We start from the raw sequence: 17,216 nt of genomic DNA on the forward strand, positions 1-17,216 counted from the left end.
TGGTCCAAACTAGCAATAGCAAAATCGACAAACTAAAAAGGGTTACTTTCCAGTAACCCTTTTTTTTGCCTGATAGTTTATCCTCATAATAAGGGGCAGTTGATCTTATTCCGTTCTTGGACACTCAAGTTTCGCAGTTAAGTTTGGCATTATCATATTCGGCGAAGCTCTGAAATGATCAAAACTTTCAACCCCAGTTATCAACTCAAGTTTATAACCATATCTACCACAGATTAAGTAACCTCTACGTAGGAGAAATACCGATAATCGCTCAAAGCTAACGTTATTATTTGGGATAACTTCTAATTGATAATTGAATTCATCAAATTGAGTTTTTTTGAATTGTAATTGGTGATCAAAGTCCCACTCTGTTTGTGCTTGACCTAGCACGACTGAACTCGGGCCTGCACAAGCAGATAAATATAAGAGACTGAACGAACACAGAGCAGTTCGGATGACTGGTTTATTTATGAGGTTTAACATGGTAATTATCCTTTTTACAGTTGCCTTATCAGTCTAACAAATAGAAAACACTGACAACAAACATACTAAAGTACTTACTTAATAATAATTAACTACTCGTGGAGTGTTCGATTAAATTAAAGTTAGTTTTTGGCTCACCAAACACATAAATACTGCAGTTTTTCCAATTGGTGGGGATTGTCCAAGTATTATTATTTTCTACCGTATAAACATGGCGTTTATTAGCGCAGCGAACATCTAAAGTATGTAAAGAGCCTTCAATATTGGTTAACGAAAACTTATTTCTTACTAAGTCTGCATACCAGTAATCATTATCAATAGCAGCCTTAATCATGATATCTTTGTCACTACTGATCACTGAATCAATATCTGCCATAAGTTTTTCAAGTTTTGCCAAATATGGTTTTGCCTCTTCAAGCTTAATAAGCTGTTCATAGGTATTAAATGCACTTTGAAACTTAGATAAAGCCGCCTCTAAGTAGAATTGTTGATACAGCACAGAAAATTTTAACTTCTCACTTTTTACTCCACTATCAAGTGTTACTCGATCAAGATGATATAACTGTAAAGTATCATTACCAATCTCTCTCGCATAATTTGCCGCAAGAATGTGCATGTAATTATTTTCACTGAGGTGCATTGTTCTGCGCGCGCTCATTTTAGCTAACTGATGCTCTACCTCCTGGTAATCTTTATCTTTCAATGCCTTGTCAGCTAGGTCATATTTTCTCTTAAAACTTCGAGATACTCCTTGAATACCGTCGTTCTTGCCCATACGGAAATTCATTTGTACTGTATTAACGCACTGCTGTATTGGCTTGCCATTTTCAAATGCTGGTTGATATTTCCATTTAGTCACGGCTTTTAGTGCTGCTTTATCAAAATCTTTACTACCTGAAGATTCTTTAACTAATGCATCAGAAACATTGCCCTTTTCATCAATAACAAAACCAAGAACCGTCCAACCTTCACGGCTTTGCCTAGCAGCCTCAATAGGGTATTTGGGGGGAATGCGTTTAATAGGCTCAGGAATAATAATCGTTGATAGGTGTTGAGAAATTTCGTTGGCAGAAACTGAGGTACTAGCGTTTGCTGTTAGAAGAGCAGCCACACTTACGTAGAGTACTTTATGACTCATAATTAAATCCTTTTATTTTTAGAGTTATCTAATACCAAATCCATTAAGTTATTTCCCACTCAGAGCATGCCAGCGGTTTGAGAACAAATAGAATTTTTTTGTATATAGTCACTCTATATGAAAGAAATTCTGTGCAGTTATCGAATCGCTGGAAAGCTCCCGAAGGGCGAGTTTAAAAGACTTATATGCGGCGTTATTGATTTTGACAAGGGAATAACCATTCTCTTCAATCAATGCCTTGCTTCTAAGGCTTTTAACTCTCACTGAGTGGGAAGAAACTTATTGGAATTGGTATAAGGTTAACAGAATGTTAACTATCAATCTACAAGTACAAAAAAACCAATTATAAATAACTAACATTAGTTTCTATAATTGGTTTTTATTAAATAACCTTATTTCGCTAAGCAAAAATTAAGCTAATTATTTTTTCTTTTTCTTTACTGCTTTAGCATTTGGTAAATCAGTGATTGAACCTTCAAAGATTTCTGCCGCTAAGCCAATTGATTCATTTAACGTTGGGTGAGCATGAATGGTTAAACCAATATCTTCTGCATCAGCGCCCATTTCAACCGCTAAACAAATCTCACCAAGCATTTCACCAGCGTTGATACCAACAATTGCGCCACCTAAGATACGACCAGAATCTTTTTCAAAGATTAGCTTAGTTTTACCTTCAGTACGTGCAGAAGCGATAGCACGGCCAGATGCAGCCCAAGGGAAGTTTGCTACTTCGATGTTTAAGCCTTGCTCTTTCGCTTCAGCTTCAGTAACACCAACCCAAGCCATTTCTGGATCAGTATAAGCAATTGAAGGGATACAACGAGGTTCGAACGTATGTTTCTTACCAGAGATAACTTCAGCTGCACAATGTGCTTCATGAACCGCTTTATGTGCAAGCATAGGTTGACCAACAACATCACCAATAGCGAAGATGTGTGGCACGTTAGTGCGAAGCTCGTTAGTTACGTTGATGAAACCACGCTCATCAACATTTACGCCAGCTTTATCAGCAGCAACTAAATGACCATTTGGCTTACGGCCAACAGCAACTAGAATCTTGTCATAACGTACTTGTTCTTTTGGTGCTTTTTTGCCTTCAAAAGTAACATATAAACCATCATCTTTTGCTTCAACAGCAACAACTTTAGTAGACAACATGATGTTGAATTTTTTCTTGTTGTAGTTGTTGTAAACTCTAACGATATCTTTATCAGCTGCTGGCACTAATTGATCAGCAAACTCAACAACAGATACATTAGAACCTAAAGCAGAGTAAACAGTACCCATTTCTAAACCAATGATACCGCCACCAAGTACTAACATTTCTTCTGGAACATCTTTAAGTTCTAAAGCACCAGTTGAATCGATAACACGTGGGTCATCGTTAGGGATAAATGGTAAGTCAATTACTGAAGAACCCGCTGCGATAATTGCGTTATCAAAAGTAATGGTTGTTTTTTCGCCGTCATTACCTGCAACTTCGATAGTTTTATCTGAAGTGAATTTACCGTAACCGTATACTGTAGATACTTTACGGGCTTTACCCATGCTGCCTAAACCACCAGTAAGCTGAGCAATAACGCTTTCTTTCCAGCCACGGATTTTATCTAAATCAATTTCAGGCTTACCAAAAGTAACACCGTGAGAAGCCATCGCCGCTGCATCATCAATAACTTTAGCAACGTGAAGTAATGCTTTTGATGGGATACAACCAACGTTTAAACAAACGCCACCTAAAGTTTCACGGCTTTCAACTAAGACTACGTCTAAACCTAAATCTGCTGCACGAAATGCCGCTGAATAACCACCAGGGCCTGCACCTAATACTACTACTTGAGTTTTGATATTGTTACTCATGCTTATCCTCATTGAATATGTAAGCTGATATAGGGTCTCTGTATCAACTTTTATTTATAATAAATTCTTGTGGCGAAATTCTACGCCTATGCGTTGAATTTCGCCAATATTAATTAACCACTGCCGACTAAAGTCTGACTATTTAACGTTTGACAGTACGGTTTAAAGTACTAACTTACGAATATCAGACATAACGCCCGCTAAATGCACAGTGAAACGTGCAGCTAATGCGCCATCAATTACACGATGATCGTAAGACATTGATAGTGGCAACATTAATTTAGGCTCGAAATCTTTACCATTCCACTTAGGTTTCATCTCTGATTTAGAAACACCTAAAATAGCCACTTCTGGTGCATTAACGATTGGCGTAAATGCTGTGCCACCGATACCACCTAAACTAGAAATGGTAAAACAACCACCTTGCATATCAGCTGCTTTTAACTTGCCATCACGCGCTTTCATGCTAATTTCAAGTAACTCACGAGATAACTGATGAATACCTTTTTGGTCAACATTACGTACTACTGGTACAACTAAACCATTAGGCGTATCAACCGCAACACCAATGTGAATGTACTTTTTAAGAATTAAACTTTCACCATCTTCACTCAGGCTTGAGTTAAACGTTGGGAAAGCACGTAGTGCATCTGCCGCCGCTTTTAAGATGAATACTAATGGTGTAATTTTAAAACCAAGTTTTTGCTTTTCACACACAACATTCTGTTCTTTACGGAACGCTTCAACGTTAGTGATATCTGCTTCATCAAATTGCGTAACATGCGGAATAGTTACCCAGTTACGATGTAAAAATGGTCCAGAAATTTTCTGAATACGTGTTAATGCTTTTGTTTCAATTTCACCAAATTTAGCAAAATCAATGGCCTTAGCACTAACAACTTGTAAACCACCTTCACCGGCTGCAACTGAACTACCTGCATTCGCTTTTGGACGAGATAACTCATATTTCACGTATGATTGCACATCTTCTTTTAAGATTCTGTCTTTACGACCGGTGCCTTTCACTAAGGTTAAATCAACGCCAAATTCACGTGCCAAACGACGAATTGAAGGTGTCGTATAAATTGCCCCTTTCTTTACATTACCCGCTTGTGGGTGATGTGGAACGGGTGCTGCTTTTGTTGCTGCTGGTGTCGCTGCAACAACAGGCGCGCTTGCTGGTGCCGCTTGCACTGCGGGAGCTGCTGCAGCAGGTGCAGCAGGTGCAGCAGGTGCAGCAGGTGCAGCAGGTGCAGCAGGTGCTGCGCCGCCAGAGGTTTCAAGTTTAATTACAAGTGAACCCTGCTTAACTTTATCACCATTGCTAATAAATACTTCTTTCACTGTACCAGCGTGCGTTGATGGTACATCCATTGTCGCTTTATCAGTTTCAAGTGTGATTAAACCATCTTCTTCTTCAATCACATCGCCAACGTTTACTAATACTTCAATAACGTCAACTTCACCATCTTCACCAATATCAGGTACTGCAATTTCAATCACTTGAGAGGCAGTAGCAACTGGTGCAGCGACAGGTGCCGCTTCAACAACAGGAGCAACTGGTGCTGCTGGTGTTTCAACAACTGCTGCCGGCGCTTCTTCAACTGGCGCAGATGCTGCGCCAGCCGCCTGCATTTCAGCGATAATATCGCCTTCTTTAATCTTGTCGCCAACTTTTACAGTTAAGCTTACTAGCTCTCCTGCAAACGGCGCAGGAATATCCATTGACGCTTTATCCGTTTCAACGGTAACAATGCCTTCATCTGCTTCTAAGGTATCGCCAACAGCAAAACAAATTTCAATTACTTCAACTTCATCGCCACCCACATCAGGGACTAGAACTTTTTCTATAGACATAATATTTTCCTTATCTAGCCGCTAATTAAGCGTAAAGTGGGTTAAGTTTTTCAGTATCAATATCAAAGCGTTTGATTGCTTCTGTAACTACTGAACGTTCGATTTCGCCACGATTCGCTAACTCGAATAATGCCGCTACAACCACGTAAGCTGCACTTACTTCAAAGTGAGTACGTAAATTTGCACGACTATCACTACGACCAAAACCATCAGTACCTAAACAACGGTATTCTGTGTCAAGGTAAGCACGTACTTGATCAGAGTAGTTTTTGATGTAATCCGTTGCGGCAATCGCAGGGCCCGCTTCTTTAGTAATAACTTTTGCAATGTATGGTACACGCTGTTCACTTTCTGGGTGAAGCATGTTCCAACGAGTCACGTCTTGTCCATCACGGCCTAGTTGGTTAAATGACGTTACTGAGTAAACATCACTAGATACATTGTAATCATTTGCTAAAATTTGAGCTGCTTCACGTACTTTCTCAAGAATAGTCCCTGAGCCTAACAACTGAACATTTGCAGTCGCTTTACCTTTAGCTGGTGCGGCTTGTTCTAGTTGATAAATACCTTTAATGATTTCTTCTTCTACACCCTTTCTTTCAGGGAAAGCAGGGTGCTGGTAGTTTTCATTCATTAACGTTAAGTAGAAGAAGATATTTTCATTTTCTTCATACATGCGGCGTAAACCTTCACGCACGATAACAGCAATTTCATAACCGTAAGTTGGATCATAAGTAACACAGTTAGGGATTAAACCCGCTTGTACATGTGAATGACCATCTTGGTGTTGCAGACCTTCACCGTTAAGCGTTGTTCTACCTGCAGTAGCACCTAATAAGAAACCGCGTGCTTGGCTATCGCCAGCTGCCCATGCTAAATCACCAACACGTTGGAAACCAAACATTGAGTAGTAGATGTAAAACGGAATAGTGGTAGCATTACACGTAGAGTAAGACGTACCAGAAGCGACCCAAGAGGCCATAGCACCTAGTTCATTAATACCTTCTTGTAAAACTTGACCTTTTTTATCTTCACGATAATAAGCAACTTGGTCAGCATCTTGTGGAACATACTTTTGACCTTCACTTGCATAAATGCCCACTTGGCGGAATAAACCTTCCATACCAAAGGTACGTGCTTCATCAGGAATGATTGGCACGATGCGCTTACCGATTTTCTTATCTTTTAATAAGCTGTTTAATACACGGACAAAGGTCATTGTTGATGATACTTGACGCTCACCTGAACCTTTCAAGATAGGATCAAAGATTTTAAGCGCAGGTACTTCAAGTGACTCTTCTGCTTGTACACGACGTGCAGGTAATGAACCACCTAATGCTTCGCGACGCGCTTTCATGTATTTAAATTCTTCACTATCTTCTGGGAACTTGTAGAAAGGTAGATCAGCAATATCTTCATCTTTTACTGGGATGTTGAAACGGTCACGGTAATGTTTAATTGAATCAACGTCCATTTTCTTAACGTTATGTGCAATGTTTAATGCTTCACCAGATGCACCTAGACCAAAACCTTTAACAGTTTTCGCTAAGATAACCGTAGGACGCCCTTTAGTCTTCATTGCTTGATCATATGCAGCATACACTTTAACTGGATCATGACCACCACGGTTTAAACGCCAAATGTCATCATCAGACATGTTAGCAACCATAGCCGCTGTTTCAGGGTACTTGTTAAAGAAGTTTTCGCGCGTGTATTTACCACCTTTCGCTTTACAGTTTTGGTATTCACCATCCACTGTTTCGTTCATTAACTGTAATAATTTACCTGACGTATCACGCGCAATAAGTGAATCCCAGTAAGAACCCCAAATAACTTTCACTACTTCCCAGCCTGCGCCACGGAATGTACCTTCAAGTTCTTGAATAATTTTACCGTTACCACGTACCGGGCCGTCTAAACGTTGTAAGTTACAGTTAACTACGAAACATAAGTTATCTAAACCTTCACGTGAGGCTAAACCAATAGCACCTAATGATTCTGGCTCATCTGTTTCACCATCACCTAAATAACAGTAAACACGTTGACCTGAACAGTCTTTAATACCACGGTCAGTTAAGTACTTTAAAAAGCGTGCCGTGTAGATAGCTTGTAATGGACCTAAGCCCATAGAAACTGTTGGGAACTGCCAAAAATCCTTCATCAAATGAGGGTGTGGGTATGAAGATAAACCTTTGCCATCACACTCTTGACGGAAGTTGTTCATTTGATCTTCAGTTAAACGACCTTCCATGAAAGCACGTGAATAAATACCTGGAGAAATATGACCTTGTGCGAAAATAAAATCGCCACCATTTTCTGGCGTTGCCGCTTTAAAGAAGTGGTTAAAACCAACATCATACAAAGTAGATGAAGAGGCAAAACTACCAATATGACCACCAAGCTCTAAATCTTTTTTAGAGGCACGTAATACTAAAACCAAAGCGTTCCAACGAATTGCAGCACGAATACGTGACTCAATAGTTTGATCTGCAGGCATGTTTGGCTCTTGGCCTGGTGGAATAGTATTTACATAAGCAGTTGTTGCATCAAAGGGTAAATGAGTACCACCGCGGCGTGCGCGATCAATTAACGTTTCTAATAATTGATGTGCGCGCTCTGGGCCTTCATTTTCTAATACTGACTCCATTGATTCTAACCACTCTTGGGTTTCTGCTGAATCAATATCGATATTTGGTAGATCTGACATATTGTTTAGTCTCCAATACTTTTATATTTAATAAAAAGTTTTAATTAAATGTTTAAAATTAAATTTTCAAACTATTCGTTATTTCACTACATTAATTTTTTCTTCTAACGCTTTGTTGCTTGCGCCTATTCCTTTACATTCTGCGCATTGAGCGTTTCATGCGACTGTTTTCTTGTGTACATTTCTTTGAAGAGTAATAATACTTCTTCGATAAACGCTAAATGTCCATGGCTTGCTCCCCAAGCTTTTTTGAGGTTCACCACTGACTTATCTACATTCTGCGCATTGAACGTTCCATGCGACTGTTTTCTTGTGTACATTTCTTTGAAGAGTAATAATACTTCTTCGATAAACGCTAAATGTCTATGGCTTGCTCCCCAAGCTTTTTTGGGGTTCACCACTGACTTATCTACATTCTGCGCATTGAACGTTCCATGCGGCTGTTTTCTTGTGTACATTTCTTTGAAGAGTAATAATACTTCTTCGATAAACGCTAAATGTCTATGGCTTGCTCCCCAAGCTTTTTTGGGGTTCACCACTGACTTATCTACATTCTGCGCATTGAACGTTCCATGCGACTGTTTTCTTGTGTTGACTTTAATAATACTTCTTCGATAAACGCTAAATGTCTATGGCTTGCTCCCCAAGCCTTTTGGGGTTGGCCACTGAGAATGGCATCAAGTAAACGCTTTCTATAATCAGTAATCTTGCTAAAAATATCAGGACGCTTTGCTAATACTGTTAAATTTTGTGCAATATTATCTGCTAATAATGACGACATGCTGCGAGCAAGCTGTAAAATCACTGCATTATGCGATGCAGCACAAATGGCTAAATGAAATTCAACCACAGCTTCAGCTTCTTTGCGAAAGTCATCTTCTAATTGACTTGTGCCAATTTCATTATGCTTTGCTTGAATTTGCTCAAAATCAGCGGGTGTTCCACGCATTGCGGCATAGTAAGACGCCATACCTTCAATACCATGACGAAATTCCAATAAATCAAATTGGGATTCATTATTGTTGGACATTAACTCAAACAAGGGATCAGAAAATCCACTGAGTAGATTGTTACAAACAAATGTTCCTCCACCTTGCTTACGTGTCACCAAACCTTTCGCTTCTAACTTTTGAATAGCTTCACGTAATGATGGTCTAGAAACTTCAAATTGCAATGCTAGTTCACGTTCAGGTAACAATTTTTCACCTGGCAGTAAACTTCCTTCAATTATCATGGTTTCAAGCTGCCCTAAAATAATATCAGCTAATTTTTGTGGCTTTACTCGCCCACTACTTTTGGTTGCTGATGTTGATTTTTTTGTCGTTACATTTGTATTCATAAAAGTAAATTAACTAATTATTTCAATGATAATAAAAAGACAATAAGGCTTAAAATCACTCGCCAAACACCTGGTAAATTGGTAAGACCAATTGATTTCTGGGTAATAAAGTAGCAAATCCAGCTACTTTTGACAAGTAAATTTAGTTGATGAATAGTCTTTATGCAAGGTTTTTATGCGCTAAAACAAATTTTTTTTAACTATTTTAGCGCATAAATGGAGGAGAAAAAGATTGGTCTTACCAATCTTTTTTCGGCTGCTTTTAATTTAATAAACCAGAAAGGGTCAAGATTGAAATCACAGCAAGTACAAGCAGAACATTGCGTTTTGCTAGTCTAACAAGCAAGCAAGGCTCTGCTGTACAGTCATTGTCGTTTACCAAAAGATCTTCAGATTTTTCTGCAACATCAATCAATACTTGATGCGTTGTCTTTTGACTATCAAATAAGCTTTCTAACCAAACAGGCATAGCTTTAGAGAAATGACCTACAAACATATAACCAAAAGAGGCGATACGCACAGGTAACCAATCTAACCAAAAAAGCACATCATGATGATTTTGACAGCCATTCATAATATTTGGCGCAACATTACCCTCATGAACGGTTGCATTTTTATTTTCAAGCTCGATGTCACTTTCAGTTACTGAGCTTTTTTCTTTATCACTGTCAGCAGCACTCGCCATACATTTAGCTTTTTTGTGCTCAATAACTGTGGTTAGCAAACGATAAAATACCGCACCAGCAGCACCGAAAAGAGTAAAAAACAACATAATAGCAATGTAATAACGGTAATTTAACCAAATGAGTGCTTGACCAAATCCCATCTCTGGTAAATTTTTATCTGACAATAATTGCTTGTGATGCATCTCGGTGGTGGTTTCTTCGCCACGAAAGGCAGAGTGCAAATAACTTTTATAACTCTTTCTCGTCGTAGTACAGCCAAAACACACGATAAGTATCACAGTAGAAAGCAATAATTGCAGTACAGAGTTATCAATGGCGTCAAGCAGCAAGTATGTCAAAATAACAGGTAAGATAATAAATACCGCACTCGCGGTAGTTCCCTGCTTAGCGGTAAAGTTTTTACTAAAAAAATGGTGGTAATGGTGGTAATAAAAATTAAATTGCCATACTTTTGCAGATAAAGATCGATCGGCTGCTAGTGCAATTAATAGACTTAATAAACTCATATTAGGTGTTGTTCCTTGTCGCTTGATCAGTCAAACACTGACGAAAGTATTGCCAGTCAAATACAGGCCCTGGATCAGTTTTTCTAACTGGGGCAATAGCACAATGACCAACAACATTGTCCATAATGATAGCAGGAAATTGATCTTGCAAACAAAGTGTTAACACGATTAATTGCTGATATTGCTCTGCTGTATAAGGGATATCATCAGTGCCCTCCAATTCAATGCCGATAGAATAATCATTACAACGCTCTCTGTTATTAAATGATGAAACGCCTGCATGCCAGGCTTTGTCATTAAAAGAAACATATTGAATCACACGACCATCACGGCGAATGAGGCAATGTGCCGACACTTCAACGCCTTTTAGGTCATGAAAACTCGCATGAGCATCACAGTCAAGTTGACCAAGAAAGAGATCACTAATGTAATTATCGCCAAACTGCCCTGCTGGCAATGAGATGTTATGAATAACCAGTAAACTAATTTCTTCATCCAGCTCACGTGAAGAAAAATGCGGTGACGGCAGGTGCTCTGCTTGAGTTAACCAGCCAGAGGAAATTGAAAACATAGGTTTCTCATTTTAAAGTGATTGATGCATTTGCTATAAGATTACGCTTTGTACTTTATTACTTGCTAACATACAATATCCGTACAATGAATCATAGGCTGCTTATTATGGCTGAAGTTGACCCCACGAAAAAAATGGCGAAGATATTCGTTTGGCTGGCCTGGATAATTGGCTTAGCATTATTGATGTTCTTATTTCAGGGTGTCCTTGACGAACAATACAACCCAAATAGCCGCCCAGAAATGCGTTTGTCGGAAAGTGGCCAAGCAGAAGTAATTTTAGATCAAAATAGGCAAGGTCATTATGTTGCCCAGGGCACAATAAATGAGGCTCCCGTTACCTTTTTACTCGATACTGGAGCAACTCAAGTATCGATACCTGCCCATATTGCAGAGCAATTAGGTCTAGTTGCCCAAGGAAATTATCGAGTACAAACAGCTAATGGCAGTATTACCGTTTATAAAACTGAAATTGCCCAATTGAGCTTAGGTAATATTTTCTTGTATAATGTCGCCGCTCACATTAACCCAGCAATGAAAGCCGATGAAATACTTTTAGGCATGAGCGCACTAAAACAAGTCGATTTTTATCAAACGGGCAAACAATTAATCTTACGGGATCCCCTGTAATAGGAAGAAAGCAATGCTTAGTTCACAATTAGAAAAATTACAGCAAGACATTAGCAAAACAATCTCTTGGGCCCTTTGTGAAGATTTAGGTGCCGTTGATAATGCTATGCCTCAAGCGAGCCAAGATATTACCGCGATGCTAATTCCCGAAAATGAACAAGCAGTTGCTACTGTGATAACCCGTGAAGATTGTATCGTTTGTGGTGTTGCTTGGGTCAATGAAGTCTTTAAGCAACTTGATGCATCATTAAATAGAACCACTGAGCAGGCAACAAAAATCACTTGGTTCGTCAATGACGGAGAATCTGTTGCTGCCAACAGCACACTGTTTGAACTTGAGGGTGATGCACGAACTTTGTTGACAGGTGAACGTGTTGCCTTAAACTTTTTACAAACATTATCAGGAACAGCAACCTTAACAAGTCAATACGTGAAAGAGCTAGCAGGTAGTGATACTAAGCTGCTTGATACGCGTAAAACATTACCTGGATTACGAAGCGCACAAAAGTACGCCGTGCTTTGTGGTGGGGGTGTAAACCATCGAATTGGCTTATTCGATGCCTTTTTAATTAAAGAAAACCATATCGCCGCTTGCGGTGGTATTAGCCAAGCAGTCACTACCGCTAAAAGCAATCACAGTGATAAGACAGTGGAAGTAGAAGTCGAGTCACTCAATGAACTCGAACAAGCACTTAACGCTGGTGCTGACATTATCATGCTGGATAACTTCACGCCTGAAATGATAGAGCAAGCTGTCAAAGCAACCCGAGGTAAAGCAAAACTTGAAGTCTCTGGCAATATGACAATTGAGATTTTGCAAGAATATGCCAAAGCAGGCGTCGATTACATATCAAGCGGTGCACTCACCAAGCATGTTAACGCAATTGATTTATCTATGCGGTTTAAATAATCGCTAGCAATAATAAAAAACGGTAAGCATTTTTTGCTTACCGTTTGATATGTCTAATTTATTTCATCACTATATCAGACATAATTATATCCCCATTAAGCCCCAAACCACAGCGACTAGTCCAGTTAGCAGTATCATAAAGCTATATATGGTGGCAATAACAGTGAACTTCACAAAAGTAAAAAAGTAACCTTGTCTATAAACTTTTCTTTGCATTAAAAATAAATAGATCGGTATCCAAAATAAAATCCCTCCAGCAACAACACCGATAAAATTGGCGAGAATCGGATACATTGGTGCAAGGTAGTTATCTAGCACATCCAATATTTCAGAGAGTAATATCGCGATAAAAATGAAACTGTGACTATGCAAAGCTACCGTTAAATGCTCCATGTATAATCGCTTAGAGAACATAAACATCACTTTTAGTAATACTGCAAAAAGTGGTAGTAAAATAAACATCAACTGGGGTAGTTTTCCAATGACTTGCTCAATGAGAGGACCAGTATCAGTATTAAACGCTTTTTCAGCTTTATCCGTTAACTCTTTTACGAAAGCATTTACTTTCTTATTTTTTTCATCCGATAAAAAGTCAAATGACAGGGTACCATCATCATTATTAGCTATCTTGATATCTTGCTTATTTTGAGTGCCACTTTTCACTTTCAATCGACTGGCAATCAGTGAATCAAAACGCGCTTTTTCATCCGCGGGTAGCTCTTCTTTAATTTGATCAAACTCCAACTCAAGCAGCTCTCGAGTCAGTTTAATAATCTGTTTATTACTTCCCAAATTATAGTCACTATTCAAATCATCAAGATAAACAGTAAACTTTGCTATATCAGCATCTAATGTTGCTATATTTTCAATAGCGTCAACACTAGCTTCTTGCGTTTTTTCAACGTCACTTTTCTCAGTTTTTAGTTGCTTAATATGGCTTTGCACTTGGGAAATAAGCGCTTGTTTGTCACTAACCGTGATGGTCTTATTATTTTCAGCCGCAATAAAAAATTTTAGCGTGAGGAAAAAAATAATACTTATAAACAAATATAATCGTAGTGGCGGTACATAATGTACCCTTCTGCCAGCAAAATATTCATTGGTTAAAAAAGCAGGCCTGGTCAATAAAGGAAAAAGAGTTCGACTAGCGCGAGAATCAAAACTAAAAATATCATCTAATAAGTGCATAATAACCACCCAAAAATATTTCAATTTCGAATCAGCTTCTTGTCCACAATTAGCACAAAAAGGGCCTTTTAGTGGCACATGGCAATTTTCACACGTTTGATTGCCCTCATTCGGGACATTTACTACTTCATTGATAGACTCTGTTTCGGTTAACTCTTTTGTTGGCATAATGAATAATTGTTGGATAGCAAAAGACAATAAAAGCATAACATTATGTGAATATAAAGTTACAAAGTAATTAAAAAACTTAAGTAAATAAGATGTCGCGACTAATCTATTCTGCTAAATTAATAATTGAGATAAAGGATCAAATCACAGTATTTCAACTAACTCTATTAATACAGGTCAACTATGCTTAGGCATGATGACCAATAATACACATTGAAAACATAGCCAAAAGCAGGAGAATTGTAATGGCGTTTGAAGTTAAATTTGAATTAACCGAATCAGACTTAGAGCATTTCCGTGATGTTATGCGCAAAGCGCAAGCAGGTGCCGAACAACTTAGTGAGCAAGAAATTCTCACTAACGCTAAAAAGATTAGTCAAAATATAAAAGCTAATGTACCTGAATTTGTTCGAGATCGTATTCAAAAACTAGAAACTTTCGTAGCCATGATTGAAGATGATGAATGGCAAATTCCAACTGATGAGCGCACGGAAGTATTAAGTGCTTTAGCGTACTTTAGTGATCCTGAAGATTTAGTACCTGACCATATTCCTGTATTAGGCTTTTTAGATGATGCAATTATGATCGAACTAGTTGCCGAAGAATTTAAAGACGATTTTGAAGCTTTTGAAGAGTTTTGTGCCTACCGTCAACGGGAAGAAGGCCGTAGCGGAGATGCGACTATTACGCGTGACGAATGGTTAGAGTCCAAACGCCACGAATTACATAGCAGAATGAGAAGTCGTCGTTCATCTAGACGAAGTGGTCGTTCTTCATTTCGCTCTATTTTTTAACATAAAAATGGTTAAGGCTATTTATTAGCGAGTTTTGTCTGTAAACATTCAAAATGACAAAGAGTTTTCTTTGTCATTTTTATTATCTAATCATCACCTCAGAGTCTAAAGGTCACTTGGCCTACCAGCGTCACCCTGACTATAGTCACACACTCCTTGAGAAAATATTGCCCGTAAAGATGTTAACTGTTCAGTCAGGTCTATATCTGCATACATACCTTGCTCTATCGCTTGTTCAAATGGAATTTTATAACACTTGAAAACGCTGCCCTGCCAAGGACCTTCAGCTTGAATACGACTATTTGAAAAAATAGCATAATGCTCAGCACATACACCTCGTTTGAAATCTTTTTTCCCGTAATCTCCGTTATTCCAATTACCATGCCATACATCTTTTCCTTCAGCGAGAACACTACCCTGGTCATCAAAACAAGTATCTTGTAATTGTACTGGTTTACTTTGAGCCGCATTGAGTTCTGGAAATGCTAAACGCTTTAATAACCATAAATCCATCAACTCAAAGGCCTGATTTGTCGGATCAAAATCCCGCTTTGCCACCCAAATAACCTGATTTTCATAATGGCCATTTGCTTGCTGTAATCGTAAACGCGTACTAAACGATGCCGAAATATGATGCATATCCAACTTTTCTTCTAAGTAGTGACGTACATCAATAATCGGTAAATTAAGTTTACCAATAAAAACCTGTCCGCCTCGATAAGCTGCTTCAATTGCCTTAAGTGAAGCACTTCGTCGAGGCGCTAATTCATTATCCATTACTTGCGTTATATTATCGCTACCCCATAACGAAATCCAAAACGGCATTTTACGGCCGAAGGGAGTCACAATGGTTTCAGCCCTCATTTGGTGTTGCGCTTTCCAACTGCCAATATTCTTATTAATATGAACAAATTCAGCCAAGGTTATTTTTCTTTGCTTTAAGGCACTTAGTCCATACTGCACCCCCTCATTATCCCAGGTACTTTCTACCAAGCCGTATTTATCACGGCCAAACAGCCAAGCCATATCTTCCCAATAATTCCAGTTAGTTTGTTCAACAACATCTTCACTAAAGAAGTGGCGCAAAAAACCTTGTCTAGGATTATGGATAAAGGTAGATAAACCAAAATAACCATTAATGCATTCGCTATTACCTTTAGGGAAGCTCGGTACCATACCAGCCATAAATTGAGCTACTGGTTGAAGAAAGGCTATTTTTTGTGGAAAGTCATGCAAGCTATTCATCCCCTCGAGCAATTGTCTCTGATCCCACTGTTGCCAGCGGCTATTATCTTTGGCTCGAAAGGTAAAGTAATTATTAAATAAGTCGCAATCTAGGGTGTAAATTGTCTGGCTTAACATATCCGGATATGAATATTGAGGGATCAGGCCATCGAGAATGCCGCGACTGTTTTGGCCAATCAGGTATTGAGCTAGCCCTCCGCCTGATCCGCCAATGCCCACTGTGTATAATGGCTCACCAAATAAGCTGATGAAATGAAGCTTCACTCTACGCGCTGTGTCTTCTGCCAATAACATATTATAGGTATAACTGGTTCGATTCCCGCTTGAACTTATAATCGCATAGCCTTTTTGTACTTCTTCTAAACGCCTAGTTATTGTACGTGTCGCTTTTTGTCTGCCCTGTCTAAAACCTATTCCTGAGCCGCCATGAAACTGATAAATTAATTTTTTATTCCATAACGAGCTCTTAGTACGTGTTCCTAGCTCTTCAGGAGTTATTGCCATAGCAATGGTGTATATAAAACGATTAATACTGCCTTGTTCCGCACGAAATAATTGCAAGGGTAGCTGAGCATCTCTTAAAGAGGTTAGTTGGGAGAATTGCTCCGGAGAGATTTTAACTAATTTTTCATTATTATTAAGGTAATAAAACTGTAAATGACTTTTCACTAAACAATCTTTCGAATAACCAATAATAGCCGTCTGTAATGCTATATTTTCATAAACAGGGACACCAAAACCTTCTTGGTTATCTACTAGAGGTTGGCCAATACCAGAGTCTATGGTCATGCAATAGAATGGATATTGTTTAGGGCCAGAGTATAAAGAATTACTTGGACCCACATGGCCAAGCTTTATTGGAAAGTAGAAGGTCTCATCTGGTCGATTAACTTGACTAATGTGCGGAGAGATTGGCAGTAAATAATTTTCTTCTGCGCTAGCTAACCGCTTAACTTGACGATATTGATACGGGCGTTCCGAAGGATAAAGCCAAATTAGGACAGCAATCAGCGTGAGAGTAACAAATATAAATTTTCTCTTTTGCATAACAATACCACCGAAAAAATTACCCAACACTTAATTTAAATATAGTGGAGATAATTTAGTCCGGTAGAAGATATTGCACTGAAAAAGTTGT

14 protein-coding genes are annotated in these 17,216 nt (G+C 38.7%); 3 read left to right on the plus strand and 11 right to left on the minus strand.

The features are described 5' to 3' along the window. Positions 1-105 precede the first annotated feature (105 nt). The 9 genes from ND2E_RS17635 to ampD all read right to left on the minus strand — a co-directional run bounded on the left by ND2E_RS17635 (position 106) and on the right by ampD (position 11,144). Positions 106-483 (minus strand): hypothetical protein, encoded by a 378-nt coding sequence (locus ND2E_RS17635; RefSeq protein WP_033092477.1) that lies wholly within the window; start codon positions 481-483, stop codon positions 106-108. Between the two features lie 88 nt (positions 484-571). After that, positions 572-1,621 carry an energy transducer TonB gene (locus ND2E_RS17630; RefSeq protein WP_033092478.1) on the minus strand — a complete coding sequence of 350 codons (1,050 nt, stop codon included), beginning with the start codon at positions 1,619-1,621 and terminating at the stop codon, positions 572-574. A 420-nt stretch (positions 1,622-2,041) separates the two neighbouring features. Continuing rightward, positions 2,042-3,478: a dihydrolipoyl dehydrogenase gene (gene lpdA / locus ND2E_RS17625; protein ID WP_033092479.1), complete on the minus strand. Its 1,437-nt coding sequence runs from the start codon at positions 3,476-3,478 to the stop codon at positions 2,042-2,044. Between the two features lie 162 nt (positions 3,479-3,640). Then, positions 3,641-5,335 carry a dihydrolipoyllysine-residue acetyltransferase gene (gene aceF, locus ND2E_RS17620; RefSeq protein WP_033092480.1) on the minus strand — a complete coding sequence of 565 codons (1,695 nt, stop codon included), beginning with the start codon at positions 5,333-5,335 and terminating at the stop codon, positions 3,641-3,643. Positions 5,336-5,360: 25 nt separating this feature from the next. Beyond that, positions 5,361-8,042, minus strand: a complete 2,682-nt coding sequence (aceE, locus tag ND2E_RS17615; RefSeq protein WP_033092481.1) for a pyruvate dehydrogenase (acetyl-transferring), homodimeric type — start codon at positions 8,040-8,042, stop codon at positions 5,361-5,363. A 125-nt stretch (positions 8,043-8,167) separates the two neighbouring features. Continuing rightward, positions 8,168-8,581 (minus strand): hypothetical protein, encoded by a 414-nt coding sequence (locus ND2E_RS23270; RefSeq protein WP_033092482.1) that lies wholly within the window; start codon positions 8,579-8,581, stop codon positions 8,168-8,170. Positions 8,582-8,589: 8 nt separating this feature from the next. Beyond that, a complete protein-coding gene (pdhR, locus tag ND2E_RS17605; protein WP_033092483.1) occupies positions 8,590-9,381 on the minus strand; it encodes a pyruvate dehydrogenase complex transcriptional repressor PdhR in 792 nt (263 codons plus the stop codon). Positions 9,382-9,643: 262 nt separating this feature from the next. Further along, positions 9,644-10,573 carry a beta-lactamase regulator AmpE gene (ampE, locus tag ND2E_RS17600; RefSeq protein WP_033092484.1) on the minus strand — a complete coding sequence of 310 codons (930 nt, stop codon included), beginning with the start codon at positions 10,571-10,573 and terminating at the stop codon, positions 9,644-9,646. Position 10,574: 1 nt separating this feature from the next. Beyond that, on the minus strand, positions 10,575-11,144 hold the full coding sequence (gene ampD / locus ND2E_RS17595; protein ID WP_033092485.1) for a 1,6-anhydro-N-acetylmuramyl-L-alanine amidase AmpD: 570 nt from the start codon (positions 11,142-11,144) through the stop codon (positions 10,575-10,577). A gap of 107 nt (positions 11,145-11,251) precedes the next feature. Here ampD and ND2E_RS17590 point away from each other — a divergent pair, with 107 nt between their 5' ends. Both ND2E_RS17590 and nadC read left to right on the plus strand, forming a co-directional pair. Continuing rightward, positions 11,252-11,773, plus strand: coding sequence for a retropepsin-like aspartic protease family protein (locus tag ND2E_RS17590; RefSeq protein ID WP_033092486.1), 522 nt, complete (start codon positions 11,252-11,254; stop codon positions 11,771-11,773). A 13-nt stretch (positions 11,774-11,786) separates the two neighbouring features. Further along, positions 11,787-12,683 (plus strand): carboxylating nicotinate-nucleotide diphosphorylase, encoded by an 897-nt coding sequence (gene nadC / locus ND2E_RS17585; RefSeq protein ID WP_052056234.1) that lies wholly within the window; start codon positions 11,787-11,789, stop codon positions 12,681-12,683. 84 nt (positions 12,684-12,767) lie between these two features. On the opposite strand, the gene ND2E_RS17580 is transcribed toward nadC, so the two are convergent. Further along, positions 12,768-14,078 carry a DUF3667 domain-containing protein gene (locus ND2E_RS17580; protein WP_223303528.1) on the minus strand — a complete coding sequence of 437 codons (1,311 nt, stop codon included), beginning with the start codon at positions 14,076-14,078 and terminating at the stop codon, positions 12,768-12,770. 206 nt (positions 14,079-14,284) lie between these two features. Between ND2E_RS17580 and ND2E_RS17575 the strand changes: the two genes are divergently transcribed. After that, positions 14,285-14,833, plus strand: coding sequence for a YkvA family protein (locus ND2E_RS17575; RefSeq protein WP_033092487.1), 549 nt, complete (start codon positions 14,285-14,287; stop codon positions 14,831-14,833). 105 nt (positions 14,834-14,938) lie between these two features. Here the strand turns inward: ND2E_RS17575 and ND2E_RS17570 are convergent, their stop codons facing one another. After that, on the minus strand, positions 14,939-17,125 hold the full coding sequence (locus ND2E_RS17570; protein WP_033092488.1) for a DUF6351 family protein: 2,187 nt from the start codon (positions 17,123-17,125) through the stop codon (positions 14,939-14,941). Positions 17,126-17,216: the final 91 nt, after the last annotated feature.

The sequence above is a fragment of the Colwellia psychrerythraea genome (genome assembly GCF_000764225.1).
In the GTDB taxonomy this organism is placed as follows: domain Bacteria; phylum Pseudomonadota; class Gammaproteobacteria; order Enterobacterales; family Alteromonadaceae; genus Colwellia; species Colwellia psychrerythraea_D.